This window comes from Brevundimonas sp. (assembly GCF_013912005.1).
Classification (GTDB): Bacteria; Pseudomonadota; Alphaproteobacteria; order Caulobacterales; family Caulobacteraceae; genus Brevundimonas.
In genome coordinates this window covers 114,487-130,815 of sequence record NZ_JACESB010000006.1, presented here as the reverse complement: position 1 = coordinate 130,815, position 16,329 = coordinate 114,487, and the positions used below count along the sequence as shown (strand labels likewise).

23 protein-coding genes are annotated in these 16,329 nt (G+C 72.5%); 13 read left to right on the top strand and 10 right to left on the bottom strand.

The genetic code is table 11. The features are described 5' to 3' along the window. Positions 1 to 128 precede the first annotated feature (128 nt). Positions 129 to 767, top strand: a complete 639-nt coding sequence (locus H2038_RS06760) for a hypothetical protein (protein WP_292110740.1) — start codon at positions 129 to 131, stop codon at positions 765 to 767. A gap of 77 nt (positions 768 to 844) precedes the next feature. Here the strand turns inward: H2038_RS06760 and putP are convergent, their stop codons facing one another. Then, positions 845 to 2,344, bottom strand: coding sequence for a sodium/proline symporter PutP (gene putP, locus H2038_RS06755; protein ID WP_292110737.1), 1,500 nt, complete (start codon positions 2,342 to 2,344; stop codon positions 845 to 847). A 148-nt stretch (positions 2,345 to 2,492) separates the two neighbouring features. Here putP and H2038_RS06750 point away from each other — a divergent pair, with 148 nt between their 5' ends. The 5 genes from H2038_RS06750 (at position 2,493) to H2038_RS06730 (ending at position 5,256) form a co-directional block, all read left to right on the top strand. After that, positions 2,493 to 2,711, top strand: coding sequence for a hypothetical protein (locus H2038_RS06750; RefSeq protein WP_292110734.1), 219 nt, complete (start codon positions 2,493 to 2,495; stop codon positions 2,709 to 2,711). 48 nt (positions 2,712 to 2,759) lie between these two features. Next, positions 2,760 to 3,281: a DUF305 domain-containing protein gene (locus H2038_RS06745; protein ID WP_292110731.1), complete on the top strand. Its 522-nt coding sequence runs from the start codon at positions 2,760 to 2,762 to the stop codon at positions 3,279 to 3,281. Between the two features lie 83 nt (positions 3,282 to 3,364). Further along, positions 3,365 to 3,958, top strand: a complete 594-nt coding sequence (locus tag H2038_RS06740) for a hemerythrin domain-containing protein (protein WP_292110728.1) — start codon at positions 3,365 to 3,367, stop codon at positions 3,956 to 3,958. Continuing rightward, entirely contained in the window at positions 3,958 to 4,311 is a 354-nt protein-coding gene (locus tag H2038_RS06735) for a hypothetical protein (RefSeq protein ID WP_292110725.1), read from the top strand. The genes H2038_RS06740 and H2038_RS06735 overlap by 1 nt, the downstream gene beginning before the upstream one ends. 45 nt (positions 4,312 to 4,356) lie before the next feature. Continuing rightward, positions 4,357 to 5,256 carry a DMT family transporter gene (locus tag H2038_RS06730; RefSeq protein ID WP_292110722.1) on the top strand — a complete coding sequence of 300 codons (900 nt, stop codon included), beginning with the start codon at positions 4,357 to 4,359 and terminating at the stop codon, positions 5,254 to 5,256. Between the two features lie 61 nt (positions 5,257 to 5,317). On the opposite strand, the gene H2038_RS06725 is transcribed toward H2038_RS06730, so the two are convergent. The 4 genes from H2038_RS06725 to gluQRS all read right to left on the bottom strand — a co-directional run bounded on the left by H2038_RS06725 (position 5,318) and on the right by gluQRS (position 8,666). Further along, entirely contained in the window at positions 5,318 to 5,521 is a 204-nt protein-coding gene (locus H2038_RS06725; RefSeq protein ID WP_292110720.1) for a cold-shock protein, read from the bottom strand. A 205-nt stretch (positions 5,522 to 5,726) separates the two neighbouring features. Further along, on the bottom strand, positions 5,727 to 6,488 hold the full coding sequence (locus H2038_RS06720) for an extensin family protein (RefSeq protein WP_292110718.1): 762 nt from the start codon (positions 6,486 to 6,488) through the stop codon (positions 5,727 to 5,729). Between the two features lie 46 nt (positions 6,489 to 6,534). Next, entirely contained in the window at positions 6,535 to 7,683 is a 1,149-nt protein-coding gene (locus tag H2038_RS06715; protein ID WP_292110716.1) for a serine hydrolase, read from the bottom strand. A 134-nt stretch (positions 7,684 to 7,817) separates the two neighbouring features. Continuing rightward, on the bottom strand, positions 7,818 to 8,666 hold the full coding sequence (gluQRS, locus tag H2038_RS06710; RefSeq protein WP_292110713.1) for a tRNA glutamyl-Q(34) synthetase GluQRS: 849 nt from the start codon (positions 8,664 to 8,666) through the stop codon (positions 7,818 to 7,820). Between the two features lie 76 nt (positions 8,667 to 8,742). Here gluQRS and H2038_RS06705 point away from each other — a divergent pair, with 76 nt between their 5' ends. The 5 genes from H2038_RS06705 to H2038_RS06685 all read left to right on the top strand — a co-directional run bounded on the left by H2038_RS06705 (position 8,743) and on the right by H2038_RS06685 (position 11,398). Then, entirely contained in the window at positions 8,743 to 9,399 is a 657-nt protein-coding gene (locus H2038_RS06705) for a DNA-3-methyladenine glycosylase 2 family protein (protein WP_292110711.1), read from the top strand. Next, positions 9,396 to 10,049, top strand: a complete 654-nt coding sequence (locus H2038_RS06700; RefSeq protein WP_292110708.1) for a trimeric intracellular cation channel family protein — start codon at positions 9,396 to 9,398, stop codon at positions 10,047 to 10,049. The genes H2038_RS06705 and H2038_RS06700 overlap by 4 nt, the downstream gene beginning before the upstream one ends. Positions 10,050 to 10,181: 132 nt before the next feature. Next, positions 10,182 to 10,742, top strand: coding sequence for an HNH endonuclease (locus H2038_RS06695; RefSeq protein ID WP_292110707.1), 561 nt, complete (start codon positions 10,182 to 10,184; stop codon positions 10,740 to 10,742). A 100-nt stretch (positions 10,743 to 10,842) separates the two neighbouring features. Further along, positions 10,843 to 11,076: a hypothetical protein gene (locus H2038_RS06690; protein WP_292110704.1), complete on the top strand. Its 234-nt coding sequence runs from the start codon at positions 10,843 to 10,845 to the stop codon at positions 11,074 to 11,076. Positions 11,077 to 11,173: 97 nt separating this feature from the next. Next, the gene (locus H2038_RS06685) at positions 11,174 to 11,398 is read left to right on the top strand and encodes a hypothetical protein (protein ID WP_292110702.1); all 225 of its coding nucleotides are present in this window, start codon (positions 11,174 to 11,176) and stop codon (positions 11,396 to 11,398) included. Between the two features lie 3 nt (positions 11,399 to 11,401). Here the strand turns inward: H2038_RS06685 and H2038_RS06680 are convergent, their stop codons facing one another. From H2038_RS06680 to rpmB, 3 genes are all read right to left on the bottom strand, one after another. Next, the gene (locus H2038_RS06680) at positions 11,402 to 13,156 is read right to left on the bottom strand and encodes a M1 family metallopeptidase (protein WP_292110700.1); all 1,755 of its coding nucleotides are present in this window, start codon (positions 13,154 to 13,156) and stop codon (positions 11,402 to 11,404) included. Between the two features lie 35 nt (positions 13,157 to 13,191). Beyond that, positions 13,192 to 13,557: a hypothetical protein gene (locus H2038_RS06675; RefSeq protein ID WP_292110698.1), complete on the bottom strand. Its 366-nt coding sequence runs from the start codon at positions 13,555 to 13,557 to the stop codon at positions 13,192 to 13,194. 133 nt (positions 13,558 to 13,690) lie between these two features. Further along, a complete protein-coding gene (rpmB, locus tag H2038_RS06670) occupies positions 13,691 to 13,987 on the bottom strand; it encodes a 50S ribosomal protein L28 (RefSeq protein ID WP_292110694.1) in 297 nt (98 codons plus the stop codon). 211 nt (positions 13,988 to 14,198) lie between these two features. Between rpmB and H2038_RS06665 the strand changes: the two genes are divergently transcribed. Continuing rightward, positions 14,199 to 14,657, top strand: coding sequence for a DUF3617 family protein (locus tag H2038_RS06665; RefSeq protein WP_292110691.1), 459 nt, complete (start codon positions 14,199 to 14,201; stop codon positions 14,655 to 14,657). Here the strand turns inward: H2038_RS06665 and H2038_RS06660 are convergent, their stop codons facing one another. Then, the gene (locus tag H2038_RS06660; protein WP_292110689.1) at positions 14,658 to 15,023 is read right to left on the bottom strand and encodes a hypothetical protein; all 366 of its coding nucleotides are present in this window, start codon (positions 15,021 to 15,023) and stop codon (positions 14,658 to 14,660) included. A 114-nt stretch (positions 15,024 to 15,137) separates the two neighbouring features. On the opposite strand from H2038_RS06660, the gene H2038_RS06655 reads away from it, so the two are divergent. Further along, positions 15,138 to 15,506 (top strand): cytochrome c, encoded by a 369-nt coding sequence (locus H2038_RS06655; RefSeq protein ID WP_292110687.1) that lies wholly within the window; start codon positions 15,138 to 15,140, stop codon positions 15,504 to 15,506. Between the two features lie 64 nt (positions 15,507 to 15,570). Here the strand turns inward: H2038_RS06655 and H2038_RS06650 are convergent, their stop codons facing one another. Continuing rightward, a complete protein-coding gene (locus tag H2038_RS06650) occupies positions 15,571 to 16,110 on the bottom strand; it encodes a CarD family transcriptional regulator (RefSeq protein ID WP_292110684.1) in 540 nt (179 codons plus the stop codon). Positions 16,111 to 16,329: the final 219 nt, after the last annotated feature.

Sequence of the window (16,329 nt, the reverse complement as noted above, 5' to 3'; positions counted from 1 at the left end):
CTACCAACCCCCACCCTGCCAACCCGGCCATCCCCGGTCGCCGCCCGGTCCTCCCGCGCCCCCTGCGTCCGCTTCTGACGCCCCGGCCCGCTACGCTCCCCCGTCCCATGCGCAGAGGGGAGCCGCCCATGACCGCCCGCACGCCGCGCCGCTACGTCACCGCCAGCGCCGAGACCTGGAGCCTGATCCGCGGGGCCTATCTGTCGGGCCTGTCGGCGCCGGTGGTCGCGGCCCGCTTCGGTGTGTCGGAGACGGCGTTGCGCCGGCGGGCGCGGCGCGAGGGCTGGACCAAGCGCGACTTCGCCGCCCGCGCCACGCCCTGGCCGCAGGGCCGCGCCCCGGCGGCGGGGGCCGCCCCGGCCTTCGCCGCCCCCGGCCTGCCGCCCGATCCGGACGCGCCGCTGACCGAGGACGACGTGGCGGCCGCCTGGACCGCGCCGATCCAGATCCGTCCCAACGACCTGGCCCGGCGCACCCTCGCCGCCGCCGCCGAGGCGGTGCGCGGCGGGCGCGGCCTGACCGCGCTGCGGCTGGCCCGCGCGGCCGCCGAGATCGCCCGGCTCGACGCCCTGTTCGAGTGGGTCGAATACGATCCCGCCGAGCAGGAGCGGGACGCCGAGAACCGCCAGCGGCTGACCCGCCGCTTCCTGCGCGAGCGCGCCCTGCGCCTCGCCGAGGACCTCGCCGCCGGCCGCCCCCTGCCGCCCGAATACGCCGACCTGGGCGCTGCTGAGGCGGCCGACGACGGTCCGGGAGTGTCGGAATGACCGGGTTTCGGGATTTTCGAATGACGGGGCGCGCGGTTTTTTCCGCCCCGTGCGGGACGGAAGAAACCGCGCCCGTCCTACTTCCGCGCCTCGGCCAGCTCGCGCTCGACCCGCTCGAAGGTCTCCGTCACCGTCCCGGCCGGGGCCCGGTCCAGCTTGCTGACCAGCACGATGGCGAGGAAGCTGAGCACGAAGCCGGGGACCATCTCGTACAGCACGCCCGACAGGGTCCCGCCGTCCGGCAGCACCGGGGCGTAGATCCAGAACAGCACCGTGGCGGCGCCGACGATCATCCCGGCCAGCGCCCCGTTGCGGGTCATCCGCTTCCACGTCAGCGACAGGATGACCAGCGGGCCGAAGGCGGCGCCGAAGCCGGCCCAGGCCTTGGACACCAGCCCCAGCACGTTGCTGTCGGGGTCGTACGCCAGGCCGATGGCGGCCAGCGACACCGCCAGCACCGCCAGCCGGCCGACCAGCACCAGCTCCTTCTGCGGCGCGCTCTTGCGCAGGAAGACGCCGTAGAAGTCCTCGACCAGCGAGCTGGACGAGACCAGCAGCTGCGAGGAGATGGTGCTCATGATCGCCGCGAGGATGGCCGCCAGCAGGAAGCCGGTGACCAGCGGGTCGAACAGCACGTCGGACAGCAGGATGAAGATGGTCTCCGGATCGGCCACCTCCAGCCCGGTGCGGGTGGCGTAGGCGAGGCCGGCGAGGCCGGTGCCCAGCGCCCCCAGCAGGGTGACCAGCATCCAGCTCATGCCGATGTTGCGCATCATCGGCACGTCGCGCACCGAGCGCACCGCCATGAAGCGCACGATGATGTGCGGCTGGCCGAAATAGCCGAGGCCCCAGGCCAGGGCCGAGACGATCCCCACCGCCGTCATCCCCTCGAACAGGTTGAGCAGGCCGGGGTCGATGCCGTTCAGGGTGTCGGTCATGCCGCCGACGCCGCCGACGTGGGTCAGGGCCACGATCGGCACCAGCACCAGGGCCACGAACATGATGCAGCCCTGCACGAAGTCGGTCAGGCTGACCGCCATGAAGCCGCCGACCATGGTGTAGGCCAGCACCACCCCGGCCGTGATCCACAGGCCCCAAGCGTAGTCCATGCCGAAGGCCGACTGGAACAGCTTGCCCCCGGCCACCAGGCCCGAGGAGGTGTACAGGGTGAAGAAGACCACGATCACCACCGCCGAGACGATGCGCAGCAGGCGCGAGCGGTCCTCGAAACGCTTGTCGAAATAGTCCGGGATGGTGATCGCGTCCCGGGCCAGCTCGGTATAGACGCGCAGCCGCGGGGCCACGACCAGGTAGTTGGCCAGGGCCCCGGCGAACAGGCCGACGGCGATCCAGATCGAGGAGATCCCCGACAGGTACATGGCGCCGGGCAGGCCGAGCAGCATCCAGCCGCTCATGTCCGAGGCCCCCGCCGACAGCGAGGCCACCGCCGGCCCCAGCCGTCGCCCGCCCAGCATGTAGCCGGCCACGTCGTCCGTGCTCTCGCGGTACGACCAGAAGCCGATGGCCAGCATCAGCGCGAAATAGAGACCGAGGGTGATCCAGGTGCCGAGTTCCATGCCGCAGGGGTAGCAGCCGGAGGGCCCCCACTTCCAGCCTTTGCGGCGGAAAAGGGGCGGGGCGGGCGCGGCGGTGATCCACAGGCCCGGGAACGAATGGCGAACATCCGCCTTCCCCGGGCCGGGCCGGCGCGGCTAGATCGCGGCCATGCCCGCCGCCGAACCGCCCCGTCTGCTGCTGGTCCGCTGCCTCGCGCCCGGCTGTTTCCACGAGGCCCTGCTGGACGCGAAGGTCCTGTTCCCCGCCGGCGACCGGCCGCCGCCGGGCCGCTCGGACCGCTTCCGCTGCCGCTGCGGGGCCCGGCGGGCGATGCTCGAGTACGTCCGCCGCCGCCCGCGCCCGGCCAATCCCTGCGGCTGGATCTGAGCGGAACCGGGGCCGTGGCGGACGGGTTTCCGGCCCATGGACAAGGGCATGAGCTACCGCCGTTTCGCGGCCATGATCGCCGTTTCCACCGTGGTGATGTTCGGGCTGATGTACCTGAACACCTTCGCGCTGGAGCACGTGCGCTACAGCCAGACGCGCACCTGGATGGCCCTGGTCATGGGCGCGGCCATGGCGGTGATCATGCTCGGCTTCATGTGGGGCATGTACCGCAACCGGCGGGCCAACCTCGCCATCCTCGCCGGGGCCGCGGCGGTCTTCGCCGGGGCCCTGTGGCTGGTGCGCAGCCAGCAGACCGTCGGGGACGTGGCGTACATGAAGGCGATGATCCCGCACCACTCGATCGCCATCCTGACCAGCGAACGGGCGCAGATAAGGGACGAGCGCACGCGCCTGCTGGCCGACCGCATCATCGAGGCCCAGGTGCGCGAGATCGCCGAGATGGAGGCGCTGATCGCCGAGCTGCAGCGCAATCCGCCGGCCGGGGACGCCCCGGTGCTGCCGTCGTACCGCGAGCGCGGCGCGCCAAAGCCGCCGCCCCCGGCGCGCTGAGGCGCGGACCCGGGGCCGGAACTCCCCGCCCCGCGGCCGGTTTGACTCCGCACGAACCCCGAAACCAGCCCCGGAGCCCCGCCATGTCCGTCGTCGACAAGATCCTCTCCAAGGTCACCCCCGTTCCCGGCGAGGAGAAGCGCGCCGAAGCCACCGCCGAGGCCCGCGCCCGCGCCACGCCGGGCGACTGGCTGTCGCTGGCCCTCGATCACCACGAGCAGATCCGCGACTGCTTCGCCGCCTGCCGCCGCGCCGAGAGCGGCGAGGCCCGCGTCGCCGCCATGAAGGACCTGGCCTTGGTCCTCAACGGCCACTCCCTCGCCGAGGAGGTGGTGCTGTACCCGGCCCTGGCCCAGGCCGGCGAGAAGATGCACGCCGGCCACGCCTACACCGAGCAGACCACGGCCAAGATGCAGATGGCCGAGCTGGAGAACATCCAGCCCACCACCCCCGAGTGGATGGACAAGCTGAAGCACATCGAGGGCGCGGTGCTGACCCACATGTACGAGGAGGAATCCAGCTGGTTCCTGAGCCTCAAGGAGAAGGGCGAGCGGCAGGAGCACCTGACCGACCGCTTCCGCGAGGAGTTCGACCGCTACTGCGGCGGCGAGGGCTCGGCCCGCTCCGGCGAGCCGCGCGGCGACGACACGATGACCGCCCCGGGGGCGGCGATCTGATGACCCAGACGCCGCTCGAGGCCGAAGAGGCTGCGGGAACCGTGGCGGCCGGCGCCGACCTCGAGGCGCCGTCGCCGGCCCCGGCCGAGGCGAAGAGCTACCGCGCCGAGCCGTGGACCGACGCCGGCGGCGTTCTCGCCGACCCGCCGCCGGGCGCCGATGTCGACGCGGTGGAGCTGCGGGCCGGGCCGGTCTCCGCCCGCGCCCGCATGGTCCACACTCCGGCCGGCCTGCTCGCCGCCGGGGCCCTGGTGGGGATCATCCTGCTGACCACGGCGGTGATCGTCGGCGTCGCCACCGCCCCGGCCCGCCGCCATCCGCTGGCCACCGCCTGGACCCTCCGCCGCCGCTGACGGACAGGGGCAGACGCGGCCGGCGCGGCGGGACTATATGCGGCGATGCCGAACCGCAGCGCCGCCGCCGCCCTGATCGTCCTCGTCGCCTCGGCGGCGGTGCTGGGCCTCGCGCCGATCCTCGTCCGCCTGTCGGACGTCGGCCCGGCCGCCGCCGGCTTCTGGCGCTTCGCCCTGGCCCTGCCGTGGCTCGCCCTGCTCGTCCTCCGGAACGACCCCGCCGCCGGCGGCCGCGGCCCCGGCCGGCCCCTGCCGCTGATGGCGCTGGCGGCCCTGTTCTTCGTGCTGGACCTGTCGTTCTGGCACTATGCGATCGGCTTCACCTCGGTGGCCAACGCCACCACCCTGACCAACCTGACGCCGGTGATCGTGACCGCCGTCGCCTGGCTGGCCTTCCGCGAGCGGCCGCGGGCCCTGTTCCTGCTGGCGCTGGCGGCCGCCCTGGCCGGGGCCTGGACCATGTCCGCCGGCGCCGACGGACGGCAGGGGAGCAACCCCCGCCTCGGCGACGTCTTCGCCGCCGTCACCGCCCTCTGGTACGCCGGCTACTTCCTGACCGTGAAGGCCCTGCGCGGCCGCACCTCGGCGGCCCGCATCATGTTCTGGTCGACGGCCCTGGGCGCGCCCCTGCTGCTCGTCCTCGCCGCGGTCCTGGGCGAGGCGCTGACGCCCGCCTCCGCCGGCGGCTGGGCCGCCTGCGCGAGCCTCGGACTGGTGCATGTGGCGGGGCAGGGCGGGGTGGCGTGGTCGCTGGGACGGCTGCCGGCCGCCCTCACCGCCGTCACCGTGCTGATCCAGCCGGTGGTCGCGGCCCTGCTGGGCTGGGCCCTGTTCGCCGAGCGGATGACCCCGCTGCAGCTGGCCGGGGGAGCCGCCGTCCTCGGCGCCGTGGTTCTGGCCCAGTGGAGCAGCCGCCGGGCGGGGCCGCCGGGCGCGACCGCCTGAAAGGAAAACGGGCGCGGAAGCCGAAGCCGCCGCGCCCGTTTCCTTGAACTGTGGTCAGCCCTTACAGGACCTTGAGGTTCACCGCCGAGGTCTTGCCGCGCTGGGATTCCAGCTCGTACTCCACCTTGGCGTTCTCATCGAGGCCCTGAAGCCCGGCCTTCTGAACCGCGGTGATGTGGACGAAAACGTCCGAACCGCCGCTCTCGGGCTGGATGAAGCCATAGCCCTTGGTCGGGTTGAACCACTTGACCGTGCCGGTCGCCATTGTGCGTCTCCGTAAACGCGCTTTCCAGGCAGGCGCCCCTGCGGGGTCGCCCGTCAGCCCATCTGGACAAGCTCGTTCAGGCGAAGGAGCGCTGCACGGGGGTGGAAGCCGCGCCAAATCCGGACTGCGGGGCGAGTTGTCTCCCGCAAAGCCCGGCCGCGTCAACCGCAAACCGATTCGCGGGGCGGGCGAACATCGTTACCTTTCAGGCGCAAAGTCCACCCGAGGCGCCGTCGAGGTGCAGATGGTCGCGGTGGGCCGCGTTGTAGTCGGGGCTGAGCACGGTGGCGAAGACCCGGCAGGCTCCGTCCCGCAGCCGGTCGAGGAAGGCCGCGCCCTCCGTTCCGGCCGGTCCGGCGCCCTCCCAGTCGCGCGCCACGGACACGGTGCGGCCGTCCTCCAGCCGCACCGCCGCGATGTCGAGGGCGTTGGCGCGCGCGTGCTCGCTGGGACGGCTGGCCGCGTCCGTTGAATTGTAGATGCGCCGGCAGGCGTAGGAGCCGAAATTCTCCACCCGCGCCGGGCCCGAACCGAAGCTGGCCCGCGCCGCCGGCTGCAGCACCTGACGGTCCCAGATCACGTAACGAACGGCGAGCGGGCACTGCATGACCAGTCCGCCCGGGCTGAGCGGCGTCACCGCGCCGCCGGTGATCCGGACCGCCCCGCGCACGACGCAGAAGCCGCCGTCGTCGCGATCCTCGGCCCGCTCGACCTCCACGCCCGCTTCGCGCAGCACCTGCATGCAGGCCTCGGTCACGGCGAAGACCTCCTCCGGCGCCGCCGTCCGCGCCAGTTCGAAGTCGGCGACCTTGGCGGCGGTCGCCTGGCCGATCGGCCGGTCGAGGTCCAGCGGCTTCCACGGCAGGTCCTGCGGCGGGGCGAAGGCGTTGAGCAGGGCGAAGCCCGCGCAGAGGCCCAGCGCCAGCTCCCACATCAGATTCCAGAAGTCGGCGAGGTCGCGGTCCATCGACCACCAGCCTTACCGCCCCGCCCGGAGGAGGGAAACCGCGGCCTCAGACGGCGAGGGTCGCCGCCAGCCCCTGCACCACGGCCTGGCAGGCCGGCGCGCCCTTCGCGGCCTCATTGGCCACGGCCACGAAGGCGAGGCCCCGCCCCAGGGCGACGGCCGCGCTGCAGTGCCACATGGTGTTGGAGCCGTCGTGGGCCAGCACCGGACCCGGCCCGGCCGCCCCGCCCCACGGCAGGGTGCGCACGCCCCAGCCGCAGGCGTAGGCCGGCGGACCGCCGGCGGCGGGCGTGGCGAGCCGCTCGAGGCTGTCCGGCCCCAGCCAGCCGGGCGCGCCGCCCATCATCGCGGCGAGGAAGCGGCCGTAGTCGGCCAGGGTCATGTGGGCCGTCCCGGCGGGACCGAGGGCGGCCGGGTTGTCGGCGCCGGGATGGGTCGGCGGCATGGGCGTTCGCTGGTCCCCCCCGCCGCGGTGGCCCCACGGCGCCTCGCGGCCCTCCGGACCCTCAGCCGGCGCGCCGAAGCCGGCGCTCGCCAGCCCGAGCGGGGCGAACAGCTCGACGCGCATCGCCTCCTCCCAAGGTCCGCCGGTGATCGCCTCGATCGCGGCGCCCACCAGCACATAGTTGGCGTTGCCGTAGGCGAAGCGGCCCGGTTCTCCCGGCGGCGGGGCGCCCAGCGCCCGGGCGACGATGGCCGCCCGCTGCTCCGGCAGGCTTCGCGGGTCGGCGCGGGCCGTCATCAGCCACTCCCGCCCCATCACCGCGGCGTCCGTCAGCCCGGCCCGGTGGCGCATGAAGTCGTCCAGCGTCGCCGTGGACCAGGCCGGATCGAGGGCGAGCCCGGGGAAGGCCTCGGCCACCGGCATGGCCCACCGGGCGCGACCCTGCTCGACCAGCCGGGCGAACACCGCCGCCGTCATCGCCTTGGTGTTCGACCCCAGGTGCCAGCGGTCGGCCGCCGTGACCGGCGACGGATCGCCGAAGCGGCGGACCCCGCGGGCGGCGGCCCAGACGAGGCCGTCGCGGCCGATCACCGCAGCGGCGAGGCCGACCGGCGCGTGGGCGGCGAAGGCCGCGTCGAGAACCGCTTCCGCCGAGGCGGGGTCCGGACCGCGGATGGCGGCATGGGCGGGCGCGGCGGCCAGCGGCGCGGCGGCCAGGCTGGCGAGCAGGCGGCGACGATCGATCAGCATGACGTTCTCCCCGACGGTGAGGGTCCCAGTCTGACCGACCCCGAGCTCGCGTGCACGTGAACATGTCTTCAGAGCCGGGGCCGCTCCCCGGCGGGGTTGAAACAGGCCTGAAACAGGTCGGAAACAATCCGTCTTCAGAAGCCCAGCTCCATCCGCAGGGCGGCGGGGGAGACGCCGGCGGCGCGCAGTTCCGCCAGCGTCTCCGACCGGTCCCGCTTGGCGAACCGGCGGCCGTCCGGGCCGGTCAGCAGGCGATGGTGACGATAGACCGGCGTGGGCCAGCCCATCAGGGCCTGGATCAGCACCTGGATATGGGCGGCCTCGAACAGGTCCTCGCCGCGGATCACGTGGGTGACCCCCTGCAGGGCGTCGTCGTACGCGACGGCCACGTGATAGGCGGTCCCGGCGTCCTTGCGCGCCACCACCACGTCCCCGGCGGTCTCCGGTCGCGCCGGGATCAGGCCGCGCTCCCCGTCGGGCCCGGCGCCCTCCTCGACGAAGGCCAGCGCTTCCCAGGCCCGCGCGCCCAGCGCCTCCCGCGCGCGGGCCAGCGACAGCCGCCAGGCGAAGGCCCGTCCCTCCGCCAGAAGACGCGCCTCCTCCTCCGCGGGGTGCGGGCCCGGGCGCACCGCCTCGGCGGCGCCGTGCGGCGCGTCGCCGATGGCGTCGAGGATTTCCTTGCGGGTGCGGAAGCAGCGGTAGAGCAGGCCCCGCCGCCGCAGCACGTCGACCACGGCGGCGTAGGCCGGCAGGTGCTCCGACTGCCGTCGCACCGGCGTCTCCCAGTCGAGGCCCAGCCAGGCCAGATCCTCCAGCACGCCGGCCTCGTACTCCGGCCGGCAGCGGGTCGGATCGATATCCTCGATGCGCAGCAGGAAGCGCCCGCCCGCCGCCTTCGCCGCCGTCCACGCCGTCAGCGCGGAAAAGGCGTGGCCGCGGTGCAGGCGGCCGGTCGGGGAGGGGGCGAAGCGGGTGACGAACATGGCTCCAGGATAGCGGGATGCGGACCTCGTCACACCCGGCGCTTGCCGTCCATGGCTCCGGCCCTAGGCTGCGTCCGTGCTTGCCCCGCCCCCTCCTGTCGATCTCGCCCGCCTGCGCGAGGAGCTCGTGCGGCGCGATCCCGCCCTGCGGCGGGCCCACGCGGCCACGCCCCCCTTCCTCTGGCGCTCGCGGACCGGCGGCTTCGAGGGGCTGTTCCGGATGATCGTCGAACAGCAGGTCTCGGTCGCCGCCGCCGCAGCCATCTGGCGGCGGGTCGTGGAGGGGCTCGCGGGGGACGTCTGTCCCGAAGCGGTGCTCGCCCGGGACGCGGAGGCGCTCAGGACCTTCGGCCTTTCCGGGCAGAAGGCGCGCTACGCGCACGAGATCGCCCGGGCTCACGTCGAGGGCCGGATCGACTTCGATCATCTCGAACGGCTGTCGGATGCGGAGGCGGTCGGCAGGCTTACGGCGATCCGGGGCGTCGGCCTGTGGACGGCCGAGACCTTCCTGATGTTCTGCGAGGGCCGGCTGGACGTCTTCCCCGGCGGCGACATCGCCCTGCAGGAGGCCATCCGCTGGGCGGACGGCCTTGAGACCCGCCCCCGCGAGAAGGCCGCCTACGCCCGGGCCGAGGCCTGGCGGCCGTGCCGCGCCGTGGCGGCGCATCTGCTCTGGGAATGGTATGGGAGGGTCAGGCGCGGCGAGGCGGCGCTGGAGGATGCCGACCTGTGACATCGCCCCCGACGCTCGAGGCCCTCAGCGAGCCGATCCTGCCGACGCTGTTCCTGCTCGACTATGTCGGGGTGGCGGTGTTCGCGGCCACCGGCGCCCTGGCGGCCGCGCGCCAGAAGCACGACCTCGTCACCCTCGCCTTCTTCGGCGCGATCACCGGCGTCGGAGGCGGCACCCTCCGGGACCTGCTGCTCGACGCGCCGGTGTTCTGGGTGCTGGACTCGAAGTACGTCGCCGTCTGTCTTCTGGCGGCGCTGGCGGTCTGGTTCCTGGGCCAGCGCGAATGGCGCTTCCGGGCCCTGCTCTGGCTGGATGCGTTCGGCCTCGCCGCCTACGGCGTTCTGGGCGCCGCCAAGGCGGAGGCGCTGGGCGCGGCGCCGCTGATCTGCATCGTCATGGGCGCCCTGACCGCCTGCTTCGGCGGGGTGGTGCGGGACCTGCTCGCCGGGCAGCCGTCCATCCTGCTCCGGCGCGAGATCACCGTGTCCGCCGCCCTGCTCGCCGCCACGGCCTACGTCGCCCTGAAGGCGGTCGGCCTGTCGAACGTCGAGGCGGCCCTGGTCGCGGTGCCCTGCGGCTTCGCCCTCCGGGCGGGGGCCCTGGTCTGGGGCTGGAACCTGCCGTCCTTTCCCGGGGCGGCGGCCCGCTGACGTCGCGAAACCGTCGTTCCGCGGTCATCGCCAAGCCGTCGAATCGGGTCTAGGCTCGGGGTACAGACAAGGAAGGAGACGTGTCTTCAGTCCTGTCGCGTCGATGACCCCTCTGCGCACGGCGAGGGCCTGATGCAGGTCCTGGACCGTCCCCCCTCCGGCTGGCCGGCGCTCGTGCTGAACGCCGATTTCCGCCCCCTGTCCTACTACCCGCTGTCGATCTGGCCGTGGGAGGAGACGGTCAAGGCCGTCTGGCAGGACCGGGTGGACGTCGTCTCGGTCTACGACAAGGTGGTCCGGAGCCCCTCCATGGAGATGCGGCTTCCCAGCGTCATCGCCCTGAAGAACTACATCGACCAGGACCGCCAGCCCGCCTTCACCCGCTTCAACGTCTTCCTCCGCGACGGCTTCGCCTGCCAGTACTGCGGCGACACCGCCGAGCTGACCTTCGACCATGTGGTGCCGCGCAGCCGGGGCGGGCGGACGACCTGGGAGAACATCGTCGCCGCCTGCGGCCCCTGCAATCTGCGCAAGGGCGGGCGCACCCCCGAGCAGGCCGGCATGCCGATCCGGCGCGCGCCCCACCGCCCGAACGCCTGGCAGCTGCAGGAGCTCGGCCGCCGCTTCCCGCCGCACTACCTGCACCAGAGCTGGCTCGACTACCTGTACTGGGACATCGAGCTGGAGCCCTAGAACGGGTTCGAGGCGGCCGCGGATTCCGCTGGACTCGCGGGTCCCGACCTGCGCCCTGTCCGCGCGCCGGCGAAGCGCCGGATCCGCCGGAAGCAAGCACATGGCCCGCAATCCCTACGCCGACCGGCGGGACCACGCATGGATCTGGCGCATCGCCCTGGGCGTCGGCGGCCTGGCCGTCGTCCTGCTGCTCGCGGTGTACATGTTGCGACCCGCCGTCAGCCCGGCGGAGGAGGCGCGGGGCGTCGCGCTGGGGGAGCAGATGGAGGCCAGCCAGGCGGCGTCCGACCGCGAGCGGGCCGCCGAGGCCGAGCGCCGCGCCCGAACCTTCTGAGGCCGTCGGAACCCGGCCGCTCGTTTTCGGGCCCGAAGGCGGAACTCTCCTGTGCGTCGGCGGTTTGGCCCGGAGCGTCAATCGCAGGAGCGTGATCATGAAGAAGACCATCGCCGCCGTCACCGCAGGCCTTCTGCTCGTGTCCGGCCAGGCCCTCGCCGCCGGCCAGACCACCGGCGCCCGTGTCGGCGACCGGGTCGGCCCGCAGGCCGGAGAGTCCAGCGAGTTCGCCGGCATTCCTCTGGTCGGCCTGATCGCCGCCGCCGGCGTCATCGCCGCCGTCGTCGCTGTGGCCTCGGACGACGAGTCCGAAAGCGATTGATCCTCAGCCGGCGGGCCGGCCCTTCCACGCCTCGATGAAGTCGAGGCGGCGCAGGGCCCGGCTCTCCGGATCGATCAGCACGTGTGCGCCGGAGGGCGCGGCGATCTCGCCGCGCCCTTCGTGCATGGGCAGGGTCGTGCGGCGGCCGTCGATCTCGATCTCCACCGGCATGGGAAAGACCGAGCCGTCGCCGGTCTTCCACTCGAGACGCAGCCGCCCGTCCTCGCGCGTCTCCAGCAGCTCGGGCAGGGCCGCATTGTACAGGTAGCCGCGGAAGAACCAGTCGAGATCGCGTCCGCTCTCCTCTTCCAGGATCGCCAGGAATTCGTCGGTCGTGGCGGTGCGGGTGGTGAAGTTGCCCGGCCGCGGGTCCGGCCGGCCGTAGACCAGCCGCGTCACCGAGCGGAAGAAGGCCTCGTCGCCGATCAGCCGCCGCAGGCTGTGCGCGATCAGCGATCCCTTGTTGTAGATGTCCAGCCCCGGCCCGGAGTGACCCTGGTAGACCTCGTCTTCCGACCGCTCCTCGCCCGACACCACGGGGAAGCGGTTGATCAGGCCGTTGCGCTGCTCCAGCAGCTCGGCCTCCATGTAGCGGTCGCCGTGCAGCCAGCGCAGGTAGAGCGGCTGCATGTAGCTGCCCAGCCCCTCGTGCAGCCACATGTCGTCGGCGTTGCGGTTGGTCATCTGGTTGCCGAACCACTCGTGCGCCAGCTCGTGGTGCAGCAGCCAGTCGTAGCCCTTGCCGTCCAGCTTGTACTCGTTGCCGTAGGCGTTGATCGTCTGGTGCTCCATGCCCAGGTGCGGCGTCTCGACCACGCCCATCTTCTCGTCGCCGAACGGGAAGGGGCCGACCGTGGCCTCGTAGAAGTCCATCATCGGCGCGAACTGGTCGAACAGGGCCTGCACCTTGGCCGGATCGTCGGTGCGCAGGTGCCAGTAGGACAGCGGAATGACGTTGCCGAAGCGGCTGCGGTAGTCGGCGCGCTTCTCCTCGTACGGGCCGATGTTGAGGGCGATGGCGTAGGTGTTCGGATTGGCCGCCGACCAGTTCCAGGTGGTCCAGCCGTCGCCATGATCCTCCGTGCCGAGGAAGCGGCCGTTTGACGGGGCGGCGAGGTTCGAGGGCACGGTGATGTGCAGGTCCACCCGGCCCGGCTCGGCCAGCGGATGGTCGATGCAGGGCCAGAACAGGTCGCAGCCCTCGGGCTGGACCGCGGTGGCGATCCACGGCTGTCCGTCCACCGTGGTCGCCCAGACGAAGCCGCCGTCCCACGGCGCGTTCGGCGCCACGCGCGGCCGGCCGGCGTAGGCGATCCGCGCCTGCACGGACTCTCCCGCCGCAAGCGGGCGGGGCAGGGGGATGGTCATCCGCCCCTCGGGGTTGCTCCAGCCGGTCGCCTCGACGCCGTCGACCTGCACCGAGGAGACGTCCAGCAGGGTGTCCAGCTCGACCACCACCGCGGACACCGGCGCGGTGGCGGTGAAGTCCAGCACCGCCACGGCGTCGATCGCCTGGTCGTCGGGGATCACCCGGATCGACAGGTCGGCCTTGTCGAAGCGCATCGCCAGCTGCTCGGGCGTCCGCGGCTGGTCGGTGCCGAGGGTGAAGGGGGTCGATTCGCGCACGGCCGGGGCCTGCGGCGGCGGCGCCGCGGCGTCAGGCGCGGCGGCGGCGGGATCCACATTCCGGGGGGGCGTCGCGCAGGCGGTCAGCGCGAGGAGAGAGACGCCGATCAGGACGGCGCGAGACGTGATCATGGACAAGGTGACCCCCGACGCTGGATGGCGACAGCCTAGAGCCGCCGCGCGACCGTGCAACCGTCAGACGCCGCATCGCGGGCGGCCCTCTGCGCCCGGGTGGCCCGTCGCGCCCAGGCCTTGTCGATCTGTTCGCGCAGACGACCGTCGTCGGCGTTCCCGAAGCGGACGAGAACGGCCGGCCAGCCCTCGAACTGCGGCGTCTTGAAATAGGTCTGCGGCTCGGTCTCCAGCAGCAGATCGATCGTGCCGTGATCGAGCGACAGGGACACCGCGTCCGGCAGGCGCGTGTCGTTGACGAGCAGCTTTCCACGAAGCCGCACGCATCGCTCCCCGTGCAGGGTCGACTCCTCGACGGCCGGAAGGGAGAGCGCATAGGCGTACAGCTCTTCACGGGTCATCGGGCCGCCCTGGGTGGTCCGGCCCGACGGGAGCGGGCCGCGGAGGCGGAAGGTGGCCGGCGAACGATCGCCGCGCAAACGAAAAGGGCCGGCGTCTCCGCCGGCCCCTGTCGGGACTCCGCTGTCGCGGCGATCAGGCCGCGGCCTGCTCCGCGAGCCTGGCCTTCACCTGGCGCTTGATGCGCTGGGCGGCGGGCGACAGCTGCTCGTCGCGGGCCTTGACGATGAAGGCGTCCAGGCCGCCCTTGTAGTCGAGGGTGCGCAGGGCGGCGTTCGAGATGCGCAGGGAGAAGGTCTGGCCCAGCGCATCCGAGGTCACCTTGACCGCCTTCAGCGACGGCAGGAAGCGGCGCTTGGTCTTGATGTTCGAGTGGCTCACGCTGTGGCCGACCATCGGGCCGATACCGGTGAGTTCGCAACGACGCGACATCTGACTATCCTTCGGGCGCTGGCCGCGCAGACGGCGGACGCATGAAACAGGTGCGCGCGGGAGGTCGTCCCGCGCGAGAGGGGGGCGTATAGAGGAGGAGTCCCCGCCGCGTCAAGGCGGGACGGAGCGGAACGCCCCCCGTTCAGCCGCCGTTCAAGCGCCCTGATCTACCACCCTGCCCATGAAGCGCATCACCGTCCCCGGAACCCCGATGAAGACCAGACTGATCCGCACCTTCGCCGTCGCCGCCCCGGTCGTCGCCGGAGCCCTGCTGCTGTCCGCCCCGTCCTCGGCCACCCCGCCCCAGGCGGAGGGCCAGCCCCAGCCCGGCTACTGGGAGTACACGACGCGGGTGCTCGGCGTCAGCGACACCGAGCAGAAGTGCGTGCGCCCCAGCGAGATCGACCGGTTCTTCAACGGCTTGTCCACCCGCCGCTGGCGCTGCACCTATCCGGTGCGTCAGGTCGGCGGCGGCAACGCCCGCTTCGAGGGGACCTGCGAGGACCGCAAGGGACGTCGCGTCAACGTGCGCCTGAACGGGCCCTATGCGACGGAGAGCTTCCGCTTCAGCGGCGGCGCCCAGCTGGCCCGCGGGACGCCCTATATTCCGGCCAGCATCACCGCGCGCCGGATCAGCGCGCAGTGCCCGGCCAACGCCGAATACTTCTGATCAGACCGGCGCGACGGCGGCGACCACATAGGTGTGCTGCTCGCCGTCGGGCAGGGTCAGGCTGACGTACTCGCCGGCGACGAAGCGCTCGTGGCCGAAGCGGAAGCCCACCGCATCCTCTGCGTCCGGTTCGAGATCGATCGTCCAGCGATCGCCCGGCCCGTGCCGCAGCCGGCCCTTGGCCTCGGTCGCGCCGTCGACGAAGCGGCGGGCGTAGCAGCGGTCGGGGTTCTCCCGGCACCCGGCGGCGTCCAGCCGGCCCTCGGCGTCCAGCGGCGCGACGATGTCGTAGCCCGCGCCCGGATCGCCCGCCGGGTGGCCCGGCTCACGCGCGGTTTCCAGTCGGATGTGGTAGAAGTCGGCCATTGCATGTCTCCTGTCGCCGCCCCTTGCCGGGGCTTCCGGGAAGGCGTCTATGGAAGGTTGAACGCGCCGGGGCGCAATACAGGGATTTCCCGGAGCGAACCTGGGGAAATTCGCATGTTCAAGCGTTTCGTGATGCTCGCCGGCCTGCTGACGCTGGGGGCCTGCGCCGCCGATGGCGAGGTCGCCCCGACGCCGACGCCGACCATGGCGATGGCCGGCTCCGTGGACCGCGGGGCGGTGCTGGTGCGCCAGAAGTGCGCCGGCTGCCATGCCGTCGAACGGTCGGGCGACAGCCCCCTGCGGGCCGCGCCGCCCTTCCGCGACATGGGCGCGCTCTACCCGGTGCAGGATCTGCAGGAGGCCTTCGCCGAGGGGCTGGTCACCGCCCACCCCGCCATGCCCGCCTTCCAGTTCGAACCGCAGGACATCGCCGACGTCATCGCCTACCTGGAGCACGTCTCCGGGACCGGCACGGGCCACTGACGACGAGAAAGGGCCCGGGATCGCTCCCGGGCCCTCCGTCATGCGTCGGCGCCGCTGCGGCGGATCAGGCCGCTTCGGCCTCTGCGGCCGGGGCCGTCGGCTTCTTGGCGCTCAGCGACTTGCCGAGCAGTTCGACGGCGGCTTCCTTGTCGATGCGGTTGGCCGCGGCGACCTCGCGGGCCATGCGATCCAGCGCCGACTCGTACAGCTGACGCTCCGAATAGGACTGTTCCGGCTGGCTCTCGGCCCGGTGCAGGTCGCGGACCACCTCGGCGATCGAGATCAGGTCGCCCGAGTTGATCTTGGCCTCGTATTCCTGGGCGCGGCGCGACCACATGGTGCGCTTGATGCGGGCGCGGCCCTTCAGGGTGGTCAGGGCCTTGCTGACGACGTCGTCGGCGGCCAGCGAGCGCAGGCCGGCGGTCTTGGCCTTCTTCGTCGGCACCCGCAGGGTCATCTTCTCGTGGTCGAAGGTCACGACATAGACCTCCAGCGACATTCCGGCCACTTCCTGGGTCTCGATCGCCGCCACCTTGCCGACGCCGTGCGCCGGATAGACGACCGCGTCGCCAACCTTGAATTCCAGACCGGTCTTGCTCGTCATGTCATTCCTTTCCCGGCGCAGCGGGGAAGGGCGAGGCGAAGGCGCAACGGCGACAGGGCCACGGCCGGCGGAGCACAGGTCCGTCGGAGATGTCCTCAAGTCGTCAGTTGCGGAAACGGATCACCCAACCTCTGGCCGATCCCGCCTGCGTGGACGGGATTCTGTCGCAAACGCGGGCGGCGCGAGGTTTTCGCAGACCGCCCGACCCAATGACAGTAA